Origin of the sequence: Rhodococcus sp. WAY2, from assembly GCF_009859915.1 — a bacterium.
Classification (GTDB): Bacteria; Actinomycetota; Actinomycetes; order Mycobacteriales; family Mycobacteriaceae; genus Rhodococcus_F; species Rhodococcus_F oxybenzonivorans.
Genome location: NZ_CP046572.1, coordinates 3,055,625 through 3,074,584 on the forward strand (window position 1 = coordinate 3,055,625; position 18,960 = coordinate 3,074,584).

Annotated in this window: 20 protein-coding genes; 9 read left to right on the forward strand and 11 right to left on the reverse strand. The window is 66.4% G+C overall.

Translation table 11 applies throughout. The annotated features are described in order from the left end of the window. Positions 1-134: 134 nt before the first annotated feature. Entirely contained in the window at positions 135-1,289 is a 1,155-nt protein-coding gene (locus GFS60_RS14195) for a hypothetical protein (protein ID WP_159922089.1), read from the forward strand. Between the two features lie 19 nt (positions 1,290-1,308). Here GFS60_RS14195 and GFS60_RS14200 read toward each other — a convergent pair whose 3' ends face one another. Together GFS60_RS14200 and GFS60_RS14205 are read right to left on the reverse strand one after the other, a co-directional pair. Beyond that, positions 1,309-1,635 (reverse strand): ANTAR domain-containing protein, encoded by a 327-nt coding sequence (locus GFS60_RS14200; protein ID WP_159922091.1) that lies wholly within the window; start codon positions 1,633-1,635, stop codon positions 1,309-1,311. Further along, on the reverse strand, positions 1,632-1,847 hold the full coding sequence (locus tag GFS60_RS14205) for a hypothetical protein (RefSeq protein WP_109329622.1): 216 nt from the start codon (positions 1,845-1,847) through the stop codon (positions 1,632-1,634). The genes GFS60_RS14200 and GFS60_RS14205 overlap by 4 nt, the downstream gene beginning before the upstream one ends. Before the next feature lie 253 nt (positions 1,848-2,100). Between GFS60_RS14205 and GFS60_RS14210 the strand changes: the two genes are divergently transcribed. Then, complete coding sequence (locus GFS60_RS14210) at positions 2,101-2,907, forward strand: SDR family oxidoreductase (protein ID WP_159922093.1); 807 nt, start codon at positions 2,101-2,103, stop codon at positions 2,905-2,907. A 1-nt stretch (position 2,908) separates the two neighbouring features. On the opposite strand, the gene GFS60_RS14215 is transcribed toward GFS60_RS14210, so the two are convergent. The 4 genes from GFS60_RS14215 to GFS60_RS14230 all read right to left on the reverse strand — a co-directional run bounded on the left by GFS60_RS14215 (position 2,909) and on the right by GFS60_RS14230 (position 7,976). After that, positions 2,909-4,270, reverse strand: a complete 1,362-nt coding sequence (locus GFS60_RS14215; protein WP_159922095.1) for a metallopeptidase TldD-related protein — start codon at positions 4,268-4,270, stop codon at positions 2,909-2,911. Next, positions 4,267-5,787, reverse strand: a complete 1,521-nt coding sequence (locus tag GFS60_RS14220) for a TldD/PmbA family protein (protein WP_159922097.1) — start codon at positions 5,785-5,787, stop codon at positions 4,267-4,269. The genes GFS60_RS14215 and GFS60_RS14220 overlap by 4 nt, the downstream gene beginning before the upstream one ends. A 22-nt stretch (positions 5,788-5,809) precedes the next feature. Continuing rightward, positions 5,810-6,577: a TSUP family transporter gene (locus GFS60_RS14225; RefSeq protein WP_109335072.1), complete on the reverse strand. Its 768-nt coding sequence runs from the start codon at positions 6,575-6,577 to the stop codon at positions 5,810-5,812. A gap of 187 nt (positions 6,578-6,764) precedes the next feature. Next, positions 6,765-7,976: an NAD(P)/FAD-dependent oxidoreductase gene (locus GFS60_RS14230; RefSeq protein ID WP_159922099.1), complete on the reverse strand. Its 1,212-nt coding sequence runs from the start codon at positions 7,974-7,976 to the stop codon at positions 6,765-6,767. A 106-nt stretch (positions 7,977-8,082) separates the two neighbouring features. On the opposite strand from GFS60_RS14230, the gene GFS60_RS14235 reads away from it, so the two are divergent. From GFS60_RS14235 to GFS60_RS14250, 4 genes are all read left to right on the forward strand, one after another. Beyond that, a complete protein-coding gene (locus GFS60_RS14235) occupies positions 8,083-9,246 on the forward strand; it encodes a sensor histidine kinase (protein WP_159922101.1) in 1,164 nt (387 codons plus the stop codon). 56 nt (positions 9,247-9,302) lie between these two features. Further along, positions 9,303-9,662, forward strand: coding sequence for an ArsR/SmtB family transcription factor (locus GFS60_RS14240; RefSeq protein WP_159922103.1), 360 nt, complete (start codon positions 9,303-9,305; stop codon positions 9,660-9,662). Beyond that, positions 9,640-10,110, forward strand: coding sequence for an SRPBCC family protein (locus GFS60_RS14245; RefSeq protein WP_159922105.1), 471 nt, complete (start codon positions 9,640-9,642; stop codon positions 10,108-10,110). The genes GFS60_RS14240 and GFS60_RS14245 overlap by 23 nt, the downstream gene beginning before the upstream one ends. 128 nt (positions 10,111-10,238) lie before the next feature. Next, positions 10,239-10,658, forward strand: coding sequence for a hypothetical protein (locus tag GFS60_RS14250; RefSeq protein ID WP_159922107.1), 420 nt, complete (start codon positions 10,239-10,241; stop codon positions 10,656-10,658). A gap of 384 nt (positions 10,659-11,042) precedes the next feature. Here the strand turns inward: GFS60_RS14250 and GFS60_RS14255 are convergent, their stop codons facing one another. Beyond that, positions 11,043-11,813 carry an META domain-containing protein gene (locus GFS60_RS14255; protein WP_159922109.1) on the reverse strand — a complete coding sequence of 257 codons (771 nt, stop codon included), beginning with the start codon at positions 11,811-11,813 and terminating at the stop codon, positions 11,043-11,045. A gap of 247 nt (positions 11,814-12,060) precedes the next feature. On the opposite strand from GFS60_RS14255, the gene GFS60_RS14260 reads away from it, so the two are divergent. The 3 genes from GFS60_RS14260 (at position 12,061) to GFS60_RS39100 (ending at position 14,792) form a co-directional block, all read left to right on the forward strand. Then, positions 12,061-12,984, forward strand: a complete 924-nt coding sequence (locus GFS60_RS14260; RefSeq protein ID WP_159922111.1) for an ABC transporter ATP-binding protein — start codon at positions 12,061-12,063, stop codon at positions 12,982-12,984. Further along, on the forward strand, positions 12,981-13,781 hold the full coding sequence (locus GFS60_RS14265) for an ABC transporter permease subunit (RefSeq protein WP_236603456.1): 801 nt from the start codon (positions 12,981-12,983) through the stop codon (positions 13,779-13,781). Before GFS60_RS14260 ends, GFS60_RS14265 begins: the two co-directional genes overlap by 4 nt. Before the next feature lie 747 nt (positions 13,782-14,528). Continuing rightward, complete coding sequence (locus GFS60_RS39100; RefSeq protein ID WP_236603457.1) at positions 14,529-14,792, forward strand: hypothetical protein; 264 nt, start codon at positions 14,529-14,531, stop codon at positions 14,790-14,792. Between the two features lie 258 nt (positions 14,793-15,050). Here GFS60_RS39100 and gvpJ read toward each other — a convergent pair whose 3' ends face one another. The 4 genes from gvpJ to GFS60_RS14290 form a co-directional block, all read right to left on the reverse strand. After that, positions 15,051-15,419: a gas vesicle protein GvpJ gene (gene gvpJ / locus GFS60_RS14275; RefSeq protein ID WP_159922113.1), complete on the reverse strand. Its 369-nt coding sequence runs from the start codon at positions 15,417-15,419 to the stop codon at positions 15,051-15,053. Positions 15,420-15,451: 32 nt separating this feature from the next. After that, positions 15,452-16,129 carry a hypothetical protein gene (locus tag GFS60_RS14280; protein ID WP_159927172.1) on the reverse strand — a complete coding sequence of 226 codons (678 nt, stop codon included), beginning with the start codon at positions 16,127-16,129 and terminating at the stop codon, positions 15,452-15,454. A gap of 247 nt (positions 16,130-16,376) precedes the next feature. Next, positions 16,377-18,425, reverse strand: a complete 2,049-nt coding sequence (locus tag GFS60_RS14285) for a transglycosylase domain-containing protein (protein WP_442972199.1) — start codon at positions 18,423-18,425, stop codon at positions 16,377-16,379. A 186-nt stretch (positions 18,426-18,611) separates the two neighbouring features. Further along, positions 18,612-18,932 carry a hypothetical protein gene (locus GFS60_RS14290; protein ID WP_159922117.1) on the reverse strand — a complete coding sequence of 107 codons (321 nt, stop codon included), beginning with the start codon at positions 18,930-18,932 and terminating at the stop codon, positions 18,612-18,614. Positions 18,933-18,960: the final 28 nt, after the last annotated feature.

The window sequence follows — 18,960 nt, forward strand, 5'->3', positions numbered from 1 at the left end:
GCCACCCAGGTGTTCGATTTACCCACTTCGGGGTGGTGGTCACCGATCCCGTTGCGCGCGACGATCGACCCTGTGCGCCGTGTCAGGTCTCGATCCGCCCGATTGCTCGCCGCCCAGCCGAAGGACGGCACCCGATGAGCCGTCGGATGATGGTCGCGGCCGTCCTCTCGGCGGTCGCGCTGGCCGTCGCGGTGACGGCGTCCGTCGAGTGGCGGATGTGCCGAACAACCTTCGGCCCTACGGAATTGGCGTTGTTTCTGACGGTCGGTGGGGTGTTCGTGGCGGCGGGTCTGGTCGCGGGCCGGCACCGGCCGGCGGACACTCTGGGAAGTCTGCTGGTGGCGGCCGGGTTGCTCTGGATGACGAAAGGTCTTCGGCTGTCGTCGATTCCGGTGCTGTTCACCACCGGCACGGTCTTGACCAACATGTATATACCGGTGCTGATCCAATTGGTGTTCAGTTTCCCCTGGGGGCGGTTGCACCACCGGTGGGAGCGTCGGTTCCTCGGCGGGTGCTACGCGTATTACGCGGTGTCCGTGGTCTGCGAGCTGGCCTTCCTGGACACCCGCCGCGTCGATTCCACCCATCCACCCGGGTTGAACCTTCTCCTGGTACGGGACGACCCGACGGTCTTCGCAGCGATGCAAGTCGTCTTCGGAGTCGGGGGAATGGCGATCGGTCTGGTGCTGATCGGTGTTCTCCTCGCGCGGTGGCGTTCGGGTACGCGGGCATACCGGGCCGCCGTCGCACCGTTGTGGTTCGCCGCGCTGCTCGGTACCGCCGCCACCGCCTGGACCCCGCTCGCCTCGGTCTGGGTGCAGGGTCCACAACAGGCGTGGACCCTGCTTCTGCGGTATCCGTCGACCGCGCTGATCCCGCTCGCCGTGTTGGTGGGGCTGTGGCGATACCGAGTCACCCGCGCTGCGGTGCGCAACCTGTCGATCGATCTCGGCACCGCCCCGTTCGGTGCGGGCGTGGCCGACGCACTGCGTGAGGCACTCCGCGACCCCAGCCTGGTGGTGTGGTGGTACTCCCGCGCCCACGACGGATATGTGGATGCCCAGGGACGACACCAGGTCCTTCCGTGCAGAAACGATCCCCGGGAGGCGACCACTCTCATCCACGACGGAGTTCTGATCGGGGCCTTGGTGTACGACAAGGCGGTCGCCGATCAGCCGCGGCTTCTCGCGGAGGTGCGCACCGCCACCAGCCTGGCGCTCTCCACTCGGCGACGGGACGACGCACTGGGGCAGCGTCGTCGCGCGGTGTCAGCACGGGACTACAGGTAGCACGAGGGACGCGGTCCCGTCACGCAGTCGGTACCGACAGAGCAGGTGGGCGACCCGACGGCGACAGGGAGGTGGCCCAGTCGCCGAACGCCATCGCAGTCGATCCGGCGGGCAGCGGCGCCGCCTGTCGCCGATCGGCCAGTACGACCAGCATTCGTGCGGCGCGCTGCACGCTCACGTGGTGATGCCGGGAGACATCCAGCAGTTCCTCGAATGCTTCGGCGTCGCCATACCCGCGGCTGGCGATGAGAATGCGCTTCGCCGCGGCGAGAATTTCGCCGGGGCCGGGCGGGGCCTTCGAGGTGGTGGGTTCCGGGGAAGGACGCAGACGGAGTGGAGTGCTCATACAGCGGCAACGGACAGGGCGGTGGCCAGAAGGACAATCAGTCCCACGGACGCTCCCACCAGCAGCGAGTCGGTAAGGACGCCGCTGCCCACACCGGAGACAAGGCACACGAAGCTCGCAAGGGCAACATTCCCGAAGTCGGCTTTCGCTGCGACGATCGATCGGCGCGACTCGGGGGGCAGCGTGTCGCGATCGAGGGCACTGGAGTGCATACAACCTCCTGGGCAGAGTGCAAAGGACAAAACTCGGCGCACGCCGATTACGCGGCAAAGTCACCTGAGTTGTGGTCCCTTTCTCTGGAGACCGAAATGTGACGTCCCTCGCCACTTCCTCGGTGAGTGAGAAATGTCATAAACAGGACGCCTGGACCTTTATAGCGCACACGGGCACCTTATGTCACCTGGACATTTGTCCAGTAAGATGCGGCGCCGTTTCGGTGTGCGTCGCCGCGGGTACCGACACGACATGGATTTCCCACGCACCGCGGTCGTCACCGGCTCCGATTCAGGAATAGGTCGCGCAGTGGCGGTGGCCCTCGCGGCAGCAGGGGTGAACGTCGGTATCACCTATCACACCGACCGGGACGGTGCGAACAACACAGCCCAGGAGGTCCGCGACAACGGTGCCGACGCGTACGTCCGCCACCTCGACCTGACCGACCTGCCGAACTCCAGTGCCGTCATCGACGAACTCGCCGCCGAGCTCGGCGGCGTCGACGTGCTGGTGAACTGTTCCGGCACCGGTACCGCGGTGCCGGTCATGGAGATGGATTTCGCGACGTGGCGCGAGGTGCTGTCGGTCAACCTGGACGGCGCTTTCCTGTGCACGCAGCGCGCCGTCCGGCACATGATCGATGCCGGGCGCGGTGGCCGCATCATCAACATCACCAGTGTCCACGAGCACGCACCCAAGTTCGGGGCGGCCCCGTACTGCGCGTCGAAAGCGGGGCTGGGCGGGTTGACGAAGGTACTGGCGCTCGAACTGGCGCAGTACGGAATCACGGCCAATTCGGTGGCACCCGGCGAAATATCTACGCCTATGACGGGGCAGACGGACGAGGAGCCCCGTGCGAAGGATCGGCCGGGCGTCCCCGGGCGCCGTCCCGGCGACGCGCGGGAAGTGGCCGCCGTCGTCTCGTTCCTCGCGTCACCCGAGGCGAGTTACGTCACCGGGTCGTCCTATGTGGTGGACGGCGGAATGCTCCTGATGGGGCCGGAGGCCAACGCCCGCTTGCAGAGCGGGGAATGGACGGTCGCATCGGGGAACGCCTGAACTATGATGCCTGACTCACCGAGGACATGTGGAAGTCGGGAATCCGCAACGGCGGCATGGCTGTTCGGGTGAACCAGTCCTTCCATTCCCGCGGCAGCGTGCGTTCGGTGGCCCCGGCCTGGGAGACCCTTCGGAGCAGATCGAGGGGGCTTTCGTTGAAACGGAAGTTGTTCACGGCGCCCGTCACCTTCCCGTTCTCGACGAGGTAGACACCGTCGCGGGTCAGCCCGGTCAGCAACAGGGTCGCCGGGTCGACCTCGCGGATGTACCACAGGGTGGTCAGCAGCAGCCCGCGTTCCGTCTCGGCCACCATCTGATCGAGCGACAGCGAACCGCCCGCGTCGAGAATCAGGTTGTCCCCGGGCACGGTGACCTCGGCGCCGAACTCCCGGGCCGCCGCACGCGGATAGGCGAGTGCATGGACCGAGCCCTCCCGCACCCAGTCGACGCGGCCGGCGTTCAAGCCGTTGTCGAACACCGACACCGATTCGGAGGACGATCGGGTCGCGACGAACGGGGCGTATTCCAGGCCCAGTGCCGCGGGATCGGAGGTGAGCGTGAGAGGGAGCGCGGAGAGGCGTTCGCCGATTCGGGTGCCGCCGGGCGCCGACAACGCGGAGTGCCCTTCCTCCGCGGCCCTGCCCTCCATGGTCCACATGAGATAGATCATCAGATCTGCCACGGCCGACGGCGGAAGAAGAGTTTCGTAGCGGCCGGCGGGTAGCTCCACCCGGGTGCTCGCCCAGTCGAGGCGAGTGGACAACTCCTCGAGCATCTTCGTGCCGGGGACGTCGGTGAAGTCCTTGGTGCTCGTGCCCACCCACGCGCTGGCGTCGCCGCGTTTGGCATTGATCTCGACGGACCCGGTGGGCTGGACGAATCGGCGCCGAATTCCGGTGGAGGTCCCGAGCCAGGTGGTGTGCAGTTGGTGATGGGCGAAGCCGTAGAGCTGATCGCTGCCGTCGAAGCCCATTGCAAGGTCCTGGGCGAGTTGCTCGAACGCGCCGATCTCGGTGACGGCGGCCGTCTCCTCCCACTGCGGGTCGGTGTAGGTCGCGGCGAGGAGCGGCATCGCGTCGGAGGCGGGACCGGCGGCGCGAGCGGCAGATTCGGCCGAACGGACGACGCCGTCGATGTCCGCGGTGTCCACCGAGGCCGAGGTGACGATCCCGACCTTCGCCTCGTCACCGTCCCGGACGATGGAGACCACCGTCCAACTGCGTGACGTCGAGAGGCCGTTGGTGGTCATCGAGTTGCCGGCCCACCGCAGGGCGGCCTCGCTGGCGTCGGTGACGAGAACGATGGTGTCGTCCACCGTGGCGCGGGCGAGGACCTGCTCGACGAGTTGCTGCGGGGCGATCATCGGGCACCTTCCGTCCGGGTGTTCAGTACGTTGACGCCGCGGAACAACGCGGACGGGCAGCCGTGGCTGACAGCCGCGACCTGACCGGGTTGCGCCTTGCCGCAGTTGAACGCGCCGCCCAGTTGCCAGGTGGAACGTCCCCCGAGGGCCTCCAGCGACCCCCAGAAGTCGGTGGTGGTCGCCTGATACGCGACGTCGCGTACCTGCCCGTCGATCCTGCCCCCGCGGATGCGGTAGAACCGCTGGCCGGTGAACTGGAAGTTGTACCGTTGCATGTCGATCGACCAGGACTTGTCGCCGACGATGTAGATCCCGTCCTCCACGCCGGAGATGAGGTCCGCGGTGCTGCGATCGGTGTCCGGGTCGGGCTGGAGCGACACGTTGGCCATGCGCTGAATGGGCACGTGATGGGGTGAGTCGGCGTAGGAGCACCCGTTGGACCGGTCGAGGCCCAGTCGTGGCGCGAACGCCCGGTCGAGTTGGTAGCCCACCAGCACACCGTCCGCCACCAGGTCCCAAGATTGCGTTTCGACGCCCTCGTCGTCGTATCCGACGGTGGCCAGGCCGTGGGGTTCCGTCCGGTCCGCGGTGACGTGCATGATCGGCGTCCCGTACCGCAGGGTGCCGAGCTTGTCGGGTGTGGCAAACGAGGTGCCCGCGTATGCGGCCTCGTACCCGATCGCCCGGTCGTATTCGGTGGCGTGCCCGATGGATTCGTGGATCGTCAACCACAGGTTGGTCGGGTCGATCACCAGGTCGGTGGGTCCGGCCACCACGGTCGGGGCCTTCACCTTCTCGGCCAGTAGTTCCGGGAGTTCGGCGAGTTCGGTGGTCCAGTTCCACGTGTCGTCGGATCGGAGGTATTCCCAGCCGCGGCCGACCGGGGGCGCGAGCGTGCGCATGGTCTCGAACACCCCTGCCGACTGGTCCACGGTGGTGGCCTCGAGTTGCGGGTGCAGGCGAACCCGCTGCTGCACGATGAAGGAGCCGGCGAGGTCGGCGTAGAACGTCTGTTCTTTCACCTGCAGGCACTCTGCGGTGACATGGTCGACACCGTCGGTCGCGAGCAACCGGTGGGAGTACTCGCCGAGCAGCGAAATCTTCTCTGCGGTCGGCACTTCGAATGGGTCCACCTCGTACTCCGACACCCACTGGGCCTCGGCGTACACCGGCTCGTCGGCGAGTTCGACGTGTTCCCGGTTCAGTCCGCGCAACGCCCTGGCCACCGCGACCGCCTGCTCCGCCGTTGCCGCAGCGGTGGCCGGGGTGAGCTCGGCGTGCGAGGCGAACCCCCACGTGCCCTCCACCACCACACGGACCGCGAAGCCCACCTCGTTGGTGTCGACCGCCGCCTGAACCTTGCCGTCGCGCAGCCGAAGAGACTGGCTGGTCAATCGGTGAACCCGCAGATCGGCGTGGGAGGCGCCCGCCGCGCGCGCGGCGCCGAGTGCGGCGTCCGCCAGCACACGCAGAGGGAGGGCGAGGAATTCCGGATCAACCTGTCGTGGAGCCGTCACGGGGACCACCGTAGTCGGAAACTCAGCCGAACTGTTGCCAACCCAGCCGCAGCACCATGCCGATGACCACCACCAGCAGCGTGATTCGGACGAATCCGGCACCCTTGCTCAACGCCATGCGCGAACCGACGACCGCGCCCAGCACATTGCACACCGCCATGCCGAGGCCCAGCGCCCACAACACGTTTCCACTTGCCGCGAAGAACGCCAGCGCACCGAGGTTGGAACCGAGATTGATCACCTTCGCCATCGCGGCGCTGCGCACGAACTCGGTGCCGAGGAACGTCGCGAAGGTGATGATGAGGAAGGTTCCGGTGCCGGGGCCGAACAGCCCGTCGTAGAACCCGAGCAACCCGCCGGCCAGCAGTACGACGGCGACCATCTTCCGCTGCGTCGGCGGATCCTTCGCCAGGGTGATGCCGAGTTGCGGCCGTGCGGTCACGAACACGGCGACACCGACGAGAACCACCATGATCAGCGGGATGAAGACGTCCTTGTCGATGCGGGTCACCGTGGCCGCGCCGAGCGCGGACGTCGCCGCAGCAAGGAGACCTGCGGGGATCAGTAGCCGCCACGCCATCCGGACGCGCCGTGCGAAGGTCACGACGGCCGCGAAGGTGCCGGTCACCGCGGTCAGTTTGTTCGTGCCCAACGCGACCTGGGGCGTCAGGTGCGGGGCGACGAGGAACAGCGCCGGGATCAGGATCAACCCGCCGCCGCCGACCACGGCGTCGACCCAACCAGCGGCTGTCGCGGCGATCAGCAGCAGGCCCCAATCGCTGGCGGTCACCGCCGAGTCGCTGCCGCGGACGGAGTGGGCGAATTTCTGCGGACCAGCGATCGTCGGGGCACGGCTCACCATAGTAGGAGTGGGCACGGTCCCTCCCTGCGTTCGGGCGCTGCGACCGCATCGCTACTGGGGTTAGGCCTTGGGATGCAGTGCTGAAGGAGTTGAGCGACACGATGTTCCGGAGCCGCTAGAGGCGGCCGCCGAGGATGAGATTCCAGTAGATCCGCGGCAGCGCGTAGCGGTCGAACGCCCAGGCTGTGCGGCGCGGCTTCAGTGGGTCGATGAACGAGGGAAGGGACGAGGCCACCGAACCGGTGCGGTCGAACTCGCCGGCGATGAGTCGCCGCGAGCTGATCGTGATGGGCGCGACGGTGTATCCGTCGTAGTCGCTGAGGGCTCCTCCCTGCCTGGTAGCGAGCAGATTGTCCACCAGAATCGAAATCTGCTGTCGCAGAGCACCACCGGACGGGTCGGTGTCGACGGCGGCTCCGTCTCCCGCCGCCCAGACGTTCGGGTGCCCGCGATGCCGGAAGGTGTTCGGATCGATGTCGACGAGTCCGTGCGGATCGTCCCCGGTCAGGTTCGACGTCTCGAGCCAGCGCGGGCCCCGGAAAGGCGGCACCAGGTGGAGCATGTCGTACGACAGGTGCTCGGGGGTCCCGTCCGAGTCGGTCACGGTGATCGCGCGCTCGTCCGGTTTCAGCTCGGTGACCGTGGTGCCGTGCAGCACGCGAACGCCGAGGTCGCGGAGGTGGTTCAGGAGCCTGGCGTCGAGGTCCGGAACACCCAACAGCTGGGGGCGGTCGATGACCAGCGTGATGTCGACACCCGGCAGCCGTCCGGTGTGCTGCCAGTGCGCGGCGGCCAGGAACAGCGGTTTGACGGTGGTTCCGGTGCAGCTGACCGGTGGGCGCGGCACGGTGAACACCGCGTGCCCTCCGGCCGGCATCGCCTGCACCAGCTTCCACGTCTCCTCGGCGCGGTCCACATAGTTGCTCGCCACCGCGGAAGTGTGCAGTGCCGCGTCGATACCCGGCAGGGCATCGGTGTCCGGCACCAGGCCGGGCCCCAGCACCAGGTCGGTGTACCCGTAGGTCCGTCCGGACGCGCACCGCACGGTTTTCGCCGCCGCGTCGACGACCAGGGCCGTGTCCTGAAGCCAGGTGCACCGGTGCGGAGTCACCGATCGTTGGGTGCGTTCTGCGCTCCGGAGGGATGCCTGTCCGCCGCCGACGTAGGACAGCAACGGGCGGTAGGTGTGCACGCGCTGCGGCTCCACCACAGCGACGTCGGTGATGCCGCGGCGGATCAGCCGCCCTGCCGCACTGAGTCCGGCGTTGCCGCCGCCGATGATCAGCACATCGAAGGATTGGTCACTCTCGCCGCCGTTGGCATTCATTCTTCGGGCAGTACCCGGGACGGAAGGCCGGCAACCATCCAGGACATGAGGTCCCTGGCGGTGGCACGTGCTCACCTCGTGGGTCCGCACTACCTACGCTGTGGTCATGCGAAGGTTCAGCTTGTGGCTGCGAGGCAAGCCGACGGTCGCGGACTCCATGCTGGCGGCGATTCTGTTCACGCTCGAGGTGTTCGCGTTCGCGGCGTCCGACGACCGGCCGCCGTGGGTGCAGTTGTTCATGGGTTTTCTGGTGTGCGTGCCGATCGTGTGGCGCCGCCGCTATCCGCGTGCGGCTGCCGGCGCCATCCTGCTGGTCTCCATCACCGTCACCTTCGTCAGTTATTCGCTCGGTGACGTCGACGCCGAGCATCCCGCCCTCCTCGCACTCGCCGTCGCCCTCTACACCCTTGTTGCGTATGTCGACCGGCAGACGGCGGCCGTCTACGCGGTCGGGTTGGTCGTCGACTCCGCTCTCTCCATCTGGTTGCTCGACCAGCGGGTAATCGAAATCGGTCTGTATTCCGCGCTGATCTACGCGCTGTCCTGGATCACCGCGGAATTCCTGGGTGCCCGCCGGGCCTACGACGAGGAAGTGGCGGCGCGGCTGGCGGTCGCCGACTACGACCGCGACCGCCGTGCCGAGGACGCGGTGGCCGCGGAGCGCACGCGCATCGCCCGGGAATTGCACGATGTGGTGGCACATGCCGTGAGTGTGATGATCGTTCAGGCGGATGGTGCGTCGTATGCGATGACGAAAAATCCGGCGGTGGCGAAACAGGCGCTGACAAACATTGCGAGCACCGGGCGGGAGGCGCTTGCGGAATTGCGGCGCACGGTGTCGCTGCTGCGGACCGAACCCGCCGTCGATGACATGCCCCAGCACGGGACCGCTGGTCTCGCCCGGGTGGTCGACATGATGCGCAGCGCTGGTTTGCCGGTCGAACTCGAACTGACCGGGGAGCTGGACGACATCAGCCCTGCCGTCAGCCTGGGCATTCACCGGTTGGTGCAGGAGTCGTTGACCAATGTGTTGCGCCACGCGGGGGAGCGTCCCCGGGCCAAGGTCAGGGTTCGCCGCCGTGAAGTCGACGTGCTCGTCGAGATCACCGACAACGGCAACGCAACCGAAAAGTTCACACTCGGTTCGGGCAATGGATTACTCGGGATGCGGGAACGGGTGGCCGTGCTGCACGGCACCCTCGAGGCGGGTCGGCAGACCGACGGAAGCTGGCGGGTGACCGCGGAGTTACCGCTGCAGCTCGAGGACTGAACCCGGCGAATCAGTTAGCCCTTGACCTAAGTGTTCTGTCGGTGATACTTTGCCTTATGGCTCAGTATTCGGAGCAGTTGGACGGCATCTTCCAGGCACTCGCCGATCCCACCCGCAGGGCAGTGTTGACCCGACTCGGCGAAGGGCCGGCGAGTGTCGGCGAATTGGCGAAACCGTTCGACATGGCATTGCCGTCGTTCATGAAGCACATCCGTTTCCTCGAGGACAGTGGGTGGATCCAGACCCGTAAGCAAGGTCGCGTTCGCACCTGCGTGCTGGAGGAGGAGTCGATGATCACCGCTCAGACGTGGCTGGCGGAACAGCGCGCCCTGTGGGAGGGCCGCACCGACCGGCTCGCGCAGTTCGTCACTACTCGAGAAAAGGACAATCGGAATGAATCCGTCACTGATAGATGAGCTCGACCTGACGATATCGCGCGTCATCGAGGCGCCGAGGTCGGCTGTCTGGAATGCCTGGACCGACCCCGCCAGCTTCGAGCAATGGTGGGTGCCGGCTCCCGCCAAGTGTCGCGTCCTGGAGATGGACCTTCGCCCCGGCGGGGCGTTCACCACCCAGATCAGCGAGGACGGCGGTGAATTCGCGCCCCACATCAACGGATGCTTCCTCGCGGTCGACCATCTCGAGCGGATCGTCTTCACCAACTCCCTCGTCGGTGGATGGCGACCCGCAGAAAACCCGTTCATGAGCGCGATCATCACCCTCGCTGACCATCCGCAGGGCACCGAATACGTGGCCCATGTGATGCACAAGAACAATGCCGACCGGAACATGCACGAGGAAATGGGTTTCGCCGACGGGTGGGGCACCGTGATCGCGCAGCTGGCCGCACTGGTCGAGCGGTAGGGGAGCGCCCGGCGGGCGCATCGAACCGGCCGCCGTGGTGGAAGTGGCGCCGATGTCGATCAGTGCCCACACTGGAAGAGGTACCCCACCCGAGGACGTTGGGTGGGGCGAACCGTCAGGAGACCGCTATGGCCAACGAGAGACCGTTCGGATTCGATCCCGACGACCTCGACCGCGTGATTCGAGAAGCGAGTGAGGAGCTGCGCGGCTTCAAGGACAAGATTGTTCACTTCGTCGAGGCCGACGCCCAAATTCCCTGGACAGGCCTGTTCGCCGACATTGCCGCCAGAACGAAGCGTCCGGATCCCCGACCGGAAACGACCGGCGACACCGGCGACGGCGTGTGGGCAATCTACAGCGTCGACGACGGCGGCGTCGCCCGCGTCGAGGAGGTGTACGCCACCGAACTCGACGCCCTCCGTGCCCACAAGCACAACACCGATCCGCGGCGATCGGTGCGCTTCCTGCCCTACGGCGTCACCGTCAGCGTCCTCGATCAGCCGAAGGAGGATCAGCCGAAGGAACCGCCGACACCGGCAGCTGAGTAACCGGACGCGTCTTCGTGGAGGTCTCGGTGGCCGCCTGCTCCTGGTGCGGGCAGGCCCATCGATACCCGCTGCTGTTCCTTCCACTGCAGAATCGGCTGCGGCGCAACTGTATCGGCATGCACGATCCCGGACGCCGGAGTTCGTGTGGGTTCGCTCTCCCGTAGCCAGGTCGGATCTGATCGTCGCCGAAGGATTGTCGACGCCGATGTCGTTCGATGGCAACGCAATTCACCGTGCATCGGCTCGTATCGCTACCTTGGTGTCGGAATCGCGCAGACGCATGGACGCGCGGACGGAGGAGACCAGACTGGCCGTATGAACGCTGGTTGCCGACTGACCTATGGCGCTGTGGCCGGCGATGATGCCAGCGCCTGGAAACTAGATCTAGCTCGCTCGCAACGTCAGCCCGATTCCGTCGGCGTTGACCAGTCGCAGCGAGTCCGAATGGATGCTGTAACCGGTCTCGCCGGTCAACGCCGCGAGTACGGCACGTTCGACCTCCGACACGTCCGGGGGGCACGCCATCCGGGTGGTCGCCCAGGGCCCGAACGCGATCGAACTCCGTCGCACGTCTGCGGTCCCGGTCATCCGGTTGCAGCCGGTGAAACCGGACGCGGAACCGTCGCCAGCGATCAGCAACTGCGGTGCCGTTCGCTCCAGCGCCGCTGTCGTCGTAACCGCGTCCGGGCTGATCAGTGCGGTGACCGTCCACGTGGTCCCGACGACGGGCCGATCCGGCCGGACGACCTTCTCGTCCGTCAAAGTTACCGACCCCGTGGGCGTGGTAAGGGTGAGCGTGTCGCCGCCGAGGGTCCAGCTCGGCTGCGCGTCCAGTAGGGCCGCCACCCAAGCGTCTGCGCCGGCGGCATCTCCCGGACACGCCATCAGGGTCATCGCGAGCGGACCTGCCTCCACCTTCCCGCCGGACAGGTCGACGTCGGCGCTGCCTTGATTGCATCCGGCGTCGACGGAGAGGCGTCCGGGGTCGGTGAAGTCCAGCACGAGCGGACCACCGCCGGGAATGGGATCGCCCTCGACGGTGGTGGAGACGAAGGTGCGGCCCACCGGGTCCGGGACCGCGGTTGGCGCGTCTCCGCCGCAGGAAGTGAGCGAGGCGAACGTCAGGAGGCCGAGAACGATGGCGGTGGCGCGCATTCCTCGAGGTTAGACACATCGTCCGCATTTGGTAACAGCATGGGGTGACGCTCGTGCACGGAATCCCCACGGCCGCTGTGCACTCCTGCCGGACGGCCGATGCGCCCGACTGATGGGTTGGGGTATTCGCTGGTGTACGAGTGCGAGCGCGGGTCGGTAACGTACTTCTCGTGATCGGGTCGCCTATCACGTCCGGTGCCGGAAATCGTCGCGCCGCTCATCGGTGTGTGGTGACGGTGACACCACCATGAAGGCCGCGGCACCGTCGGGCCGGCAGCAAGGGGCGGCCGACTGCGTCATCGAAATGCGCGGATTGTCGAAGTGCTTCGGTGAGCTCGTCGCCGTCGACTCGCTCGACCTCGATGTCCATCGGGGCGAGGTCTTCGGTTATCTCGGCCCCAACGGGTCGGGGAAGAGCACGACGATCCGCATGCTGTTCGACTTCATCCGTCCGTCCGACGGAACCTACACCGTGCTCGGCGGCAGCGGCGCCGACCCGGCGATTCGTCGTCGGCTCGGCTACATCCCCGGCGAGCTCCGATTCGATCCCAAATACACGACGGCAGACCTGATCGCGTTCTACGGCCGGCTACGCGGGGGCGTCGACATGCCCTATGTTCATGAGCTCCTCGAACGTTTCGACCTCGATCCCATGCGGCCGATCGGACAGCTCTCCACGGGCAACCGCCGGAAGACCGCAATCGTGCAGGCCTTCATGCATCGGCCGGAACTGTTGATTCTTGACGAACCCACGGCCGGTCTCGACCCACTACTGCAACACGAATTCCACCAACTGATCGGTGACGTGAAAGGCGGCGGCACCACCGTGTTCCTGTCCTCACACGTCCTACCCGAGGTGGAAGCGCTCGCTGACCGCGTCGCAATCTTGAATAAGGGCGCGCTCGTCACCGTCGCCGCAATCGACGAACTCCAGCGCCAAGCGCGCCAGCACATCGACCTCTACCTTGCCTGTGAAGCAAATGCCGAGCCGTTCGAGAAACTCCCGGGAGTCCTGAGCGCCACGTCGTCCGGAGCGGTGATCGCGCTCGTCATCGAAGGCAATGTCGCCGACGTCCTGAAGCACGCCGCGACGCTGCCGGTACGGAGAATCGTCACGCACGAAACCGACCTCGAGGACGTGTTCCTCAACCTGTATCGGGATCAGCCGTGAGGATCTTCGGGCGATTCCTCGAGGACCGGCGCCGATCAACGGTGTGGTGGTCGGGTGGAGTGGCCGCCTACGTGGCGGTCAACAATGCGTTCTACCCGACGATCAAGAACACGGCCGGCATCGAGAACCTCGTCAAGAACCTTCCGGACACCTTCAAGACACTGATCGGCTCGAGCGACCAGATCCTCATCACTTCCCCGGCGGGGTACCTACAGGGACGTGTGTTCGGCCTCATCCTGCCCGTCCTGCTGTTGGTCTTCGCCGTGGGAGCCGGCGCATACGCGATCGGTGGGAGCGAGGAGGACGGCACCCTCGAACTACTCCTGTCCAACCCGGTGACCCGCGGACGTGTCCTGATCGAACGATTTTTCGCCGTCGTCGCGCTCTCGACCAGTCTCGGGATCATTACCGCTGCAAGCCTTCTCACGTTCTCCCCGCCGTTCGGTCTGCTCGAGGGTGTATCGATTCCCGGACTCGTCGCGGCGGTGTTCGCGGCGACTGCTTTCGGCCTCATGCATGGTGCGATCGCGTTTGCTGCCGGCGCCTGGACGGGTCATCGGTCGGTGGCGATCGCCACGGCCACGACCGTGGCCGTCGTGGGCAATCTTCTCAACGCCGTCGCGGCGGCGAGCGCGAGTTTGCACATCTTGCGCTTCGCTTCGCCCTGGCATTGGTACGGGGGCCGCAACATGCTTGCGCAGGGGATCGCGCTCGAGCCCTTCCTCGTTCCGATTGCCGTTTCCGTACTCTGCGCGGCAGTGGGTTGGTGGAGCTTTCGACGTCGAGATCTGCACTGACCACGGGGGTGATGCGAAACGAACATCATGGCCTAGGGGAACCAGGCGATAAGAGAGTCGGGTGCCGCCCACCGCCAGGCGCTTTGGCCTTTCCTACCCGGTTTCGAGAGTCACCTCGAAGGGTAATTGCGATGTATGGGTGCACCAGAAAGGGTCGACGGCCGGACCGCACCGGCCAGGCCTGACCGCGCAGGCACTCGCTCTCGCGGCACTACCACCGGCAGAGGCAGCCAGACGTCGGCGGCTCAGCCTGGCGCAGTGGCCCGTCCATCCAGGACAGCTCCTTCCGAAGCAGCATCGGGGCGGCTGCCACGAAGGCGCCCGCTTCCCCCCAGGCAACCGGCTGCCAAGACCGCGACCGTCTCCCGTGGCAGCGTCCCACGGAAGAAAATTTCGGCGTCACGCCCGACACGAACCGATGCCACCGCACCGTCCGCGGGCGCGCCCCGTCGGTCACATCCAGACAGCACCGCCTCCACCAAACGTGCGCGGGAACAGACCGGCATCGCGAAGCCGACGGCTCGGAAGCACCCCCGAAACACCGGGGCCCACGCACAAGCCCATTCCCGGTCCACCACGTCGGCCCATATCCGACCGCTCGACACGGCCTCGCGAGGGACGGAACACGGCCCGCTCTCCGATGCGGTCATCGAGTGGCTGAAGAACACAGTTCACAGGCTCCTGGACTCGGCGCGGGACCGCAGCGACACACTGACACAAAAGATTCAGCAGAGACTCCGAAAATTTATGGATGCTCTCGTCGACCCCGCCGCACATGGCAACGCGGGCCTCCTGGCCGGACTCGAAGCACTTCGCGCCGTCCTGACGGGTAAAAGTCCGGTGTGGGCGGCGACTAAGGCGCTGGTGTCCCGACTGAGCGGCAAGACCAAGATCATCATTGTTCTTCTTCTCATTCTCGGACTCCTGCTCGGGCCGGTGCTGCTCGTAGTCCTCCTCCTGGCTCTCGTTGTCGCGGCGGTGGTTGCGGCAGTGCGGGCCGCTGCCAAGTGACATCGCTGACCATCGATTGGGGAATGTTGCGGCCTTGCACGAGACGGTCATCGAGAAGAAGCCAAGGTCATGATCAAGGGTGTGCCCGAGTCCGCGGGTGAAAACACTCACCGGCGGACGAAAAACAAAGTGCGTCAACTTATTTCACACGTCAACTCGGTGCGACACGTGCTGTCCACCCGATGTGGACGCCGGACAGGACGCGGTCGGCGGGGGAGACGGACTCAACATCGCCGCCGAAACTGTCGTCAACGGAGTTCAGTGACGCTTGCGGCGGGGTGCGGGTTCGCGTTCGGTTTCCGATCCGCCGAGCACCTCACCGAGCGACTCTCCGACGGCCTCGAGCGCGCCCTTGGTCTTCGCCTTCGCACTGCCGCTGCCCTTCACATCGGAGACGAGGTCGGCCAGGCCTTCGGGTTCGCTGCCGATCTCGAGTCGGTTCACCGCCTCGGCGAAGCGCAGGTAGGTGTCGACGCTGGCGACCACGACGCGTGTATCGATGGTGAGCAATTCGATTCCGACCAGCGAGACTCGCACGTAGGCGTCGATGACCAGGCCCTTGTCGAGGATGGTGTCGACGACGTCGGCGAGGCTGCTCGAACTGGGGCCCCCTCCCGCTGTGGTCATCACTACGTCCTTCCCGGTCGCCTATCGGAGGTCTACTCAGCACCCCGTCTGCGGGGCCGCCGTCGCACCGGTCGATCCTCGGCCTGCTCGACCGGCTCGTCTCCCTCATCGCCATCGTCGCGGTCGTCCGGTGATGGGGCCGCCTTCGGCCGCTTCCTGCGCCCAAGAGCGCCCAGCGCGCCGAGCGCGTCGCCGGTGACGTTTCGCACCGTGCCCACGGTATCGCCGGTGACGTTTCCCACCGTGCCCACGGTATCGCCGGTGACGTTTCCCACCGTGCCCACGGTATCGCCGGTGACGTTTCCCACCGTGCCCACGGCGTCGCCGGTGACGCCTCCGGCCATGTCCACGGCGTCGCCGGTGACGTCTCCGGCCATGTCCGCGGTGTCCTCGACCAGCTCTTCGGCTGTCTCGAGGACCGCATCGTCTCCGGAGAGGAGCCGATTGTTCAAGGCGTCGATTCGGGCGGTCGTCGCGGTCATGGCCGCCACTTTCACGGCATCGAGAAGTTGGCCACGCACCGATTCACTGAGCTCGGCGAACTCGGGCGAGGACCGGAGTAATTTGGCGGCCCGGTCAACCATTTCCTGGGGTCCCCCGGCGAGGCGGCCGGCCCCCGCAGCCGCGAGCAGAATTCCCAGTTTCTTCCGGTGACCTCGGCCCAACCAATAGCCCACCAGCACCGCTGCTGCGACCTGCACACGGGTCATCATCGTCGACTCCCTTCACCCGGATCGCCCATCTTTGGTCGGGGCCGGGCGACTCCGAGGTGGCCGCCCGGCGTACCCGAAGTCAGCCCTGCCGCGGCGAACCACCCTCAACCCGGCTACCCGCAACGGACATCCTTCAAGCGGTCGAAAGGGGTGATTGAGTTCCCCCGGCATATCCGGGCGCGCACCGGCACAACCCCGACACGCCCACCAGAGACACCTCCAAGTGGGCGCGTTCTCACCGGGGTCAGCGGGCGAAGCGCTGATCGATCGGAGGCAGAACGGTGGGTCCGAAATTGTTCACGATCGGCATCATCGCCTTGAACCAGGTACGGGCCGGTTCGGTGCCACCGAACAGATTGCCGTCACCGCACGAGCGCAACGGGCTGGTGCAGATCTGGCCGGGGGTGGGCGAGTCCCCGAACACGTAGACGCTGCCGGCCAGGTTGTTGGTGTACCCGAGAAACGCCGACGACATGTGAGACTCGGTGGTTCCAGTCTTGCCGGACATCGGCAGCTTCCAGCCGGCGCCGGCAGCTGCCGCCGACGCTGTGCCCCCGGGCAGGTCGTCCTTGCTGAGCGCGTTGGACAGGGTGTCGGCCAGGCCGGGGTCGATGACCTGCTCGCACGCCTGTTGGGTGAGCGGGACCGGCCGCCCCTGCCGGTCGACGATGGAATCGATCGGGGTCGGTGGGCACCACTTGCCGTGCGAGGCCAATGTCGCGGCAACATTCGACAGCTCGAGCGGATTGATCCACATCGGGCCCAGGGTGAAGGATCCCAGGTTTTGATCCTTGACCATGTCGGCCAGGCTCTTGTCCCCGAACCCGGAGGTGCCCGGTTCGGTGTAGGAGCGCATGCCCAGGCGCACCGCCATGTCCACCGTCGCATCCACCCCGGTGGTCTGGATCAGCTTCACGAAGGCGGTGTTCGGGGACTGGGCGAGGGCGTCGGTGACCGACAGTGCCCGCGGATACGGGGCGGCGTTCTGCACGCAGTAGGTCGCTGCCGGGCATCCTGGGGCACCGCCGTCGCCCATCCCACGAGCATCGAATCGGCCGGGCACATCCAGGATCGTGTTCAGCCGCAACCCTTTCTCCATCGCGGCGGCGGTGGTGAAGACCTTGAACACCGACCCGGCACCGTGCCCGGACAGCGAATAGGGCAACTCCTGCACAGTCTCGGCCGCGGCCGCGTCCAGACCGTAGTTGCGGCTACCCGCCATCGCGAGGACCCGGTGCTGGTCCTGCCCGGGCTGCACGACGTTCATCACGCTCGCAACATCCGGAAGTTTCGCATCGGCGTAGGACGACACCGCCGACTTCACCGATCCCTGCACGGCCGGATCCAAGGTGGTGCGGATCAGGAAGCCGCCCTTGTCGAGCTGCTCCCGGGACAGGCCGGCGTTCTGGAGGTACTGCAACGCGTAATCGCAGAAGAATCCGCGGTCGCCGGCGGCGATGCACCCACGGGGCAGATTGTTCGGCTTCGGCAGCACCACGAGCGGGGTGTCCTTCAGGGCGCGGATCTCGTCAGCCCGATCCGGCACGTTCACGATCAGGGTGTCCAGCACGACATTGCGGCGTTCGATGACCCCGTCCGGGTTGGTGTAGGGGTTGAGCGCCGAACTGGACTGCACCATGCCCGCGAGCATCGCCGACTGCGCCAGGTTCAGGTCCTTGGCGTCGATGCCGAAGTACGTGCGGGCGGCGTCCTGCACCCCGAAGGAGCCGTTGCCGAACGGCACCAGGTTCAGATATCGGGTGAGAATTTCCTCCTTGGAGAGTTCCTGATCGAGGGTCAGGGCCATCCGAATCTCCCGGATCTTGCGGACCGGAGTGGTCTCGATTGCCGCGCGGCGTTCGGCGTCGGTCTGGGCGACGACGTGCAGCAGGTAGTTCTTCACGTATTGCTGATTGATGGTCGAGGCACCCTGCTCGATCTGGCCGCTCGAGGCGTTGGTGAAGAACGCACGCATCGTGCCCTGCCAATCCACGCCCTGATGCTGGCCGAACCGTTTGTCCTCGATGGAGAGGATCGCCAGTTTCATGTCGTTGGAGATCTGGTCGCTGGGCACTTCGAAGCGGCGCTGATCGTAGAGCCAGGCGATGGGGTTGCCGGCGATGTCGGTCATCGTGGTCACCGCAGGCACCACCCCGTCGGCCAGTTCCGCCGAGCTGTTTCCGACGCTGTCGGCTGCCCGGTTGGACAGGTAGCCGACGCTGGCGGCGGCCGGGAACAGGATGCCGGATAGCAGCACCCCTGCAGCCGCGGTGGCGCCGGCGAGTTTGGCAATAGTCTTCGAATCCAATACGGCACCTCATTCGGACGGTGCACCGGAACGCGAATCAACCGGTGCAGGAACGATTATCGGGCCAAGGGCAGAGTACGGGCGGGAATGACACACCTGCGGCGCCCTGACCGTGATCGTCACAAGAGTGGCGAGGCGTCAGTTCTCGCGGGGAGGGCGGCTGGTGACCTGTCACACCCGTAGCACGCAGGTGGTTCTGAGCACGGGCATCGGAGATACCGCCGCGGTCGAGGTCGGTGCTCGGGCACCGGCCGGCACGGACACCGGTCGTCCGAGGCGCTGCCCTGTGGTGCGGCGCCGCGCGAGCGCGCTGATCAGGACCGCCAGCGACGCGGACAATGCTGTCAGAGCCAGTTGCGGATGCGCCTCATCCGCCGGCAGGTCTGTGTCCGTCGTTCCGGCTTCGAACGCGCCGGGCGCGAGGGTTTCGGTGACGACGAGCAGCGCCGAACGCCGCCGCGAGAATTGCCGATCACCACGCACAGGGCTCAAGGTAACACCGCGGGTTGGGCGGGGTGGG